A 209-nucleotide genomic window follows, 5' to 3' on the forward strand; every position below is an offset into this window, starting at 1 on the left:
TATAACGCGGTGAAAATGATTTTATCAGGATATTCATTTTTCCCTTCAGACACGCTTAACTTTATTAATAATATTAATATACGTAAAGGTGTGCTGAATGACATGCCGTTATCGAACCGCGAGGTAACGGTTTTACGTTATCTGGCGAATGGGTTATCTAATAAAGAAATTGCTGAGCAACTTTTATTGAGTAATAAAACAATCAGCGC

1 protein-coding gene is annotated in these 209 nt (G+C 34.9%); it reads left to right on the forward strand.

All coding sequences use genetic code 11. The features are described from left to right. The coding region (locus FDX22_RS31720; RefSeq protein ID WP_255433016.1) for a LuxR C-terminal-related transcriptional regulator at positions 1–209 on the forward strand (209 nt) is incomplete at both ends.

The organism is Citrobacter sp. TBCS-14 (assembly GCF_005280805.1).
GTDB classification, from domain to species: Bacteria; Pseudomonadota; Gammaproteobacteria; order Enterobacterales; family Enterobacteriaceae; genus Citrobacter; species Citrobacter gillenii.